The organism is Natrinema soli (assembly GCF_028618695.1).
In genome coordinates, this window is the sequence record NZ_JAQIVI010000716.1 from 1 (window position 1) to 5,279 (window position 5,279).

General features: G+C 66.1%; 7 protein-coding genes and 1 pseudogene. 2 read left to right on the top strand and 6 right to left on the bottom strand.

Translation table 11 applies throughout. The annotated features are described in order from the left end of the window. The 3 genes from PGX04_RS30860 to PGX04_RS30870 form a co-directional block, all read right to left on the bottom strand. Positions 1-774 (bottom strand): FAD-dependent oxidoreductase (locus tag PGX04_RS30860; RefSeq protein ID WP_273741974.1); only part of this gene is annotated, 774 nt, incomplete at its 3' end. Between the two features lie 41 nt (positions 775-815). Beyond that, positions 816-1,358 (bottom strand): hypothetical protein, encoded by a 543-nt coding sequence (locus PGX04_RS30865; protein ID WP_273741975.1) that lies wholly within the window; start codon positions 1,356-1,358, stop codon positions 816-818. 118 nt (positions 1,359-1,476) lie between these two features. Further along, on the bottom strand, positions 1,477-1,698 hold the full coding sequence (locus PGX04_RS30870; protein ID WP_273741976.1) for a type II toxin-antitoxin system HicB family antitoxin: 222 nt from the start codon (positions 1,696-1,698) through the stop codon (positions 1,477-1,479). 143 nt (positions 1,699-1,841) lie between these two features. Here PGX04_RS30870 and PGX04_RS30875 point away from each other — a divergent pair, with 143 nt between their 5' ends. Together PGX04_RS30875 and PGX04_RS30880 are read left to right on the top strand one after the other, a co-directional pair. Then, positions 1,842-3,236 (top strand): signal recognition particle protein Srp54, encoded by a 1,395-nt coding sequence (locus tag PGX04_RS30875; protein WP_273741977.1) that lies wholly within the window; start codon positions 1,842-1,844, stop codon positions 3,234-3,236. A gap of 114 nt (positions 3,237-3,350) precedes the next feature. Further along, positions 3,351-4,346, top strand: a complete 996-nt coding sequence (locus tag PGX04_RS30880) for a hypothetical protein (protein ID WP_273741978.1) — start codon at positions 3,351-3,353, stop codon at positions 4,344-4,346. On the opposite strand, the gene PGX04_RS30885 is transcribed toward PGX04_RS30880, so the two are convergent. The 3 genes and pseudogenes from PGX04_RS30885 to PGX04_RS30895 all read right to left on the bottom strand — a co-directional run. Then, positions 4,343-4,645, bottom strand: a complete 303-nt coding sequence (locus PGX04_RS30885) for a hypothetical protein (protein ID WP_273741979.1) — start codon at positions 4,643-4,645, stop codon at positions 4,343-4,345. The two genes, PGX04_RS30880 and PGX04_RS30885, sit on opposite strands and share 4 nt — an antisense overlap. A 44-nt stretch (positions 4,646-4,689) precedes the next feature. Further along, positions 4,690-5,103, bottom strand: a complete 414-nt coding sequence (locus PGX04_RS30890; RefSeq protein WP_273741980.1) for an RNA-binding domain-containing protein — start codon at positions 5,101-5,103, stop codon at positions 4,690-4,692. After that, positions 5,100-5,279: pseudogene (locus PGX04_RS30895) on the bottom strand (AAA family ATPase); the annotation flags it as partial. The gene PGX04_RS30890 and the pseudogene PGX04_RS30895, both read right to left, overlap by 4 nt.

Consider the following 5,279-nt stretch of genomic DNA (forward strand, 5'->3'; position numbering starts at 1 on the left):
CTCGTCCTCGCCCGCGGGCTCGGCCGTCACGGCGACGCGGCCGTCGGTTTCGGCGACCGACCCGGCTTCGTAGCCGGTGTACACGTCGCAGTACGTCTCGAGCGACTCGGTCACGACCCTACTCACGTCGTCGTCCTCCCGCGGGACGAGCCGGTCGCTCCGGCCGACGATCGAGACATCCGCTCCCAGTGCGCCGAAGAAGTAGCCGAGCTCGGCACCGATGTAGCCGCCGCCGACGATCACGAGGTCGTCGGGTCGGTCCGCGAGGAAGAGCGCGTCGTCGCTCGTGCGGTAGTCGACGTCCTCGAGGCCGTCGATCGGCGGGACCATCGGTCGGCCCCCCACGGCGATAACGACGGTGTCGCCGCTGATCTCCGCCGTTTCGTTCCCCTCGCCGTTCAGTTCGATCTCGATCGTCCGGTCGTCGACGAACCGCCCTTCACCGCGGTAGAGCGCGACGTTCTCGGTGTCCTGCAGGCTCGACTCCTGATTGCTCGCCTTCTCGTAGACCGTGTCGTGGATCGAGGCCGTGATCTCTCCGTAATCGATATCGTCCAACTGCGCTGGAACGCCGAACTCCTCGGCTCCGCGCACGCCTTCCGCGACGTCCGCGCGGTGGATGAGCGCCTTCGAGGGGACACAGCCCCGCGTGATGCAGGCCCCGCCGAGCGGCCCGGGTTCGACGACCGCAGCCTCGAGTCCCTGGTCGGCCGCTGCGGTCGCGACCTGACTCCCCGATCCGCCGCCGAGGACGACGATGTCGTACGCGTCCATACCGTTCGAAACCACGAACGGCCGCGTAAAACGGGAGCCTGCTATGCGAACGGCTCCCCTTCACTGCCGCGCTGGCCAACGATTGTCACCGCTGCCGTCCCGGCGAGTCCGTGATTCCCCTCGTCGTCGCGTTCCCACTCGAGTCGGCCCGTCGATTCGTCGCCGTCGAACCCGGTTTCGTCGGCTCGGAAGAACAGGAGGAGAGCCGGCCGATCGTCCCGATCCGCGTCGATGACGTGTCCGTCGCCGATCGGTCGGGCACCGCCGCCGTCACCGACGACATCGGGCGCACCGAACCGGTACCGAACCGGCTCGCTCGTCGGATCGAACTCGTCTGTCTGTCGGACCGCGACGGGGATCACGCCGCGACCGTCCGGATTGATCGGCGCGCGATCGCAGCCCGGTCGGATCTCTATCTCGAGGTCAGCCGGGAAGTGTGCGGCGGCCTGTCCGCCGAACGCTGCGATTCCGAGCGTCGTCGCAACCAGCCCCGTTCCGGCTCGGAGAACGCGTCGCCGACCGAACGCAGCGTTCGTTTTCGTCGATTCTACCTGTCGTGACGGCTCGTGCGGTGTGTCTGCCATACGACGCTCGTAGATTCATCGCCGCTGGTAATATCCGATCTGGTCTCCCTCTCGAAAAAACGTGTACTGATACCGACTCTCTCGGCCAATCTCGGGGCGTCATCGAACGCAGGTCGTCTCAGAGCCAGTCGTCGCCCGGATCGTCGTCCGTCGCGTCCATGTACCCCTCGACCGCCGCCGCGAGATTCGCGAGAGCCTCCTCGGGCGTCTGTCCCTGGCTCGAGACGCCGGTCTCCTCGTCGTCGGCGATGTGGAGGCCGTGCTCGTTTTGCCGCATGGTCACGTCCGCATCGGCGAGGGCCTCGTACTCCGAGGGATCCACGTCTGCGTCGGAACTCATACGTGGGGATTGTCGCGGTCGAGTGAAATACTCTCCGACGGCAGGCAATCGGTTCGAGCGATGAGCGCTCGAGCGGGCAAATCGGACCGATTGCGCCGGTCGTAGAAAAAGCCTTTAACGCCATCGCCACGTAGTCCCGACAAATGGTACTCGACGATCTCGGGAGTTCTCTGCGGGGCACCCTCGACACGCTCCGCGGGAAGTCGCGACTCAGCGAGGAAGACATCGAGGAGATCGTCAAGGAGATCCAGCGCTCGCTGCTCTCCGCCGACGTCGACGTCTCGCTCGTGATGGCGCTGTCGGACAACATCAAAGAGCGAGCCCTCGAGGAAGAACCCCCGGCCGGCACCCCGGCGCGGGACTTCGTCCTTCGCATCGTCTACGAGGAACTGGTCGATCTCATCGGCGACTCCATCGAGTTGCCCCTCGAGGAACAGACGATCCTGCTGGCCGGCCTGCAGGGATCCGGTAAAACCACGTCCGCCGCGAAGATGGCCTGGTGGTTCTCCACGAAGGGGCTCCGACCGGCCGTCATTCAGACGGACACCTTCCGCCCCGGCGCGTACGATCAGGCCCAGGAGATGGCCGAGCGCGCCGAGGTCGACTTCTACGGCGATCCCGACGGCGAGGATCCCGTCGAAATCGCCCGCGAGGGCCTCGAGGCGACGAGCGAGGCCGACGTCCACATCGTGGACACGGCGGGTCGCCACGCGCTCGAGGACGATCTGATCGCCGAGATCGAGCAGATCGAGGGCGTCGTCGAGCCCGACACGTCCCTGCTCGTTCTGGACGCCGCGATCGGGCAGGGAGCGAAGGAGCAGGCCCAGCAGTTCGACGAGTCGATCGGGATCGACGGCGTCGTCATCACGAAGTTAGACGGGACGGCGAAGGGTGGCGGTGCCCTCACCGCGGTGGACCAGACCGACTCCTCGATCGCATTCCTCGGAACCGGCGAGGAGGTCCAGGACGTCGAGCGCTTCGAGCCCGACGGCTTCATCTCGCGGCTGCTCGGGATGGGCGATCTCAGTCAGCTCGCCGAGCGCGTCGAGCGCGCGATGGAGCAGACCGATATCGAGGAAGACGACTGGGACCCCGAGGACATGCTGCAGGGGCAGTTCACCCTGAACGACATGCAAAAGCAGATGGAGGCGATGAACAACATGGGGCCGCTCGACCAGGTGATGGACATGATCCCCGGCCTCGGCGGCGGGATCAAAGATCAGCTGCCCGACGACGCGATGGACGTCACCCAGGACCGGATGCGAGCGTTCACGGTGATCATGGACTCGATGACCGATGCGGAGAAGGAATATCCCAAGGCCATCGGTGCGAGCCAGATCAAGCGCATCGCCCGCGGTTCGGGGACCAGCGAGGAGCAGGTCCGGGAACTGCTTCAGCAGTACAAGATGATGGAACGCACCATCAAGCAGTTCCAGGGCATGGGCTCCGAACAGGAGATGCAGCGCATGATGAAGCAGATGCAACAGGGCGGCGGTGGCGGTGGCGGCGGGATGGGCGGTATGGGGCCGTTCGGGTAGATTCCACCCGCGTTTCGCCGATCATCGACTCACGAACCGCTCCCGTTCTGTCGGTTCGGAAGACTCTCTCGCTGCCACTACGTTAATGACCTTCTAGACGAATCCTCGAGTAGAATGAATCGTCGGCAGTATCTCGCCCGCACCGGTGCGGCCGGTGTGAGCACTGGAACCCTGGCAGTGCTGGCCGGCTGTCTCGGTGGGCTCACCGGCTCGTCGGACACGGGCAACGTCGCGGTCAGCGATCGGACCGGCGAACGCGCGATCGCTCGTGCGGCGGGGAGCCTGAACGAGGCCGCCCAGTCGCTACACGAACTCGAGAATCTCGAGAACCCCGAAGCGGTCGAGTTCGATCCGACGGTGCCGCGCGACCACCTCTCGGCGGCTCGCGAACACCTCGAGACTGCGAAATCGGAACTGGATGATGACCGGACGAGCGACGTCGAGACGCTTCGCTCGTACGCGGACGCCGTCGACGGCCTCGTCGCGGTGACCGCGGCAGTCACCGACGATACGATCGCCGACGACATCGACGCCGTCAACGCGGCGCTCGAGGAGGAGGGGGACCTCGAGGCGGCGAACGACACCGTCGGTGAACGCAACGAGACCGTCACCGGTGCGCGCGAGCGCCACGAGGAATCGACGGCGACGATCGATGCCCTCGACGCCGATCGGCTCGGCGAACTGTCCGGCATCGACCTCGCGGATCTCGAGGACGGCGCGGCCGCGCTCGGCGATGCGGTGACGTCGCTCGAGACGCTCACCGAGACGTACGATGCGACGCTAAGCGAGGACGACGGATTCGGCGCGCTCGAGCGCGGGCGGGACCAGCTGGAAAACGACGAGTACGAGGACGCACAGGGCGAGTTTGAGATCGCCGAAGCGACGTTTGCGGCGTCGCTGGACCGACTCGAAACCGGGCGGTCTGAGTCCCCGGAGGGATACGTCGACTACTTCGTGACGGCGTCGTGTCAGAACGGCCACCTGCGAGACGCGGCAGCGGCGTTCGCCGAATCGGCGGCCGCCGCTGCGGACAGGAATCCGGTCGCTGCCGAGAACCACAGAAATCAGGGCGAAAAATCGCTCGATACGGTCGGTTCCTGTACCGACTAGTTGGACGACCCGGTCGCCCCAGCGTCGCGCTCGCGGGCGGCCGCCGGCGGAAGTTCGTCGATCAGAACGACCGCGTTCCCCTCGAGAATCGTCGTGCCGTCGCCGTCGAGCACGTGATGGCCGTAACTGACGAAATCGACTCCCCGTTCCCACCGTGTCAGCGCCGTGGCGAATCGGTCCTGATCGCGGTCGCAATCAGCTCCCGGGCGGGCTCGATGGCCCCCGTGGCTGTTCGGTCCCGCCGGCGCTGTTCGAGCGCGACCGCGAGTGACCGGGTTCGAGATCGGCTCGAGCGGCACAGCGGGATGGAGAGAACAACGAGTTGCGACTCGGGAGCACCGATTCAGGTGTCGACCGGCCGCCCGTCTTCCGTCGGCGGCGCGATGTGGTCGACGTACTCCTCGAGGCTCGGTTCGTCGACCCGGACCCGGACGGCGATCTCGCCGAGTTCGTCGGGTTTGCCGACCGAGAAGTTGACGTAGTCCTCGAAAGCCGCCTGCTTTTTCAGCGCGAAGGTGAACGCGTCGCCCTCGCGGTTGGCGAAGAACTCGCCGCGGGCGGTGTCGAGGATCTCCTGCCGGTGCAACTGCTCCGAGAAGTGATCGAGCGTGTGGGCCTCGCCCCTGACCTCGCCGAACTCCGCCTCGAGGTCGGCGGTGGGAAAGATATTCTCGACGGCATCGATCACGCGACTCGTGACCTCGGTGTCGTATATCGGTGCCGTAATCTCCACGTCGACGCGGTAAATCTCGCTCATGGGTCCGCTTCGGCCTCGGCACGTTTCTCGTCGTCGGTTCCCCGGATGATCGACCGGATCCGATCGTGGAACGCCTCGAGCGAGTCGGTGTTCTCGACGACCACGTCGGCGCGGGCCATCGCGTCGTCCATCCCGAAGCCGCGCTCGCGTTCGTCGCGGGCGGCCAGCCCCTCGCC

Coding starts and splice junctions, on each gene's coding strand:
- PGX04_RS30865 (WP_273741975.1), bottom strand. CDS start 1,358: ATGGCAGACACACCGCACGAGCCGTCACGACAGGTAGAATCGACGAAA.
- PGX04_RS30870 (WP_273741976.1), bottom strand. CDS start 1,698: ATGAGTTCCGACGCAGACGTGGATCCCTCGGAGTACGAGGCCCTCGCC.
- PGX04_RS30875 (WP_273741977.1), top strand. CDS start 1,842: ATGGTACTCGACGATCTCGGGAGTTCTCTGCGGGGCACCCTCGACACG.
- PGX04_RS30880 (WP_273741978.1), top strand. CDS start 3,351: ATGAATCGTCGGCAGTATCTCGCCCGCACCGGTGCGGCCGGTGTGAGC.
- PGX04_RS30890 (WP_273741980.1), bottom strand. CDS start 5,103: ATGAGCGAGATTTACCGCGTCGACGTGGAGATTACGGCACCGATATAC.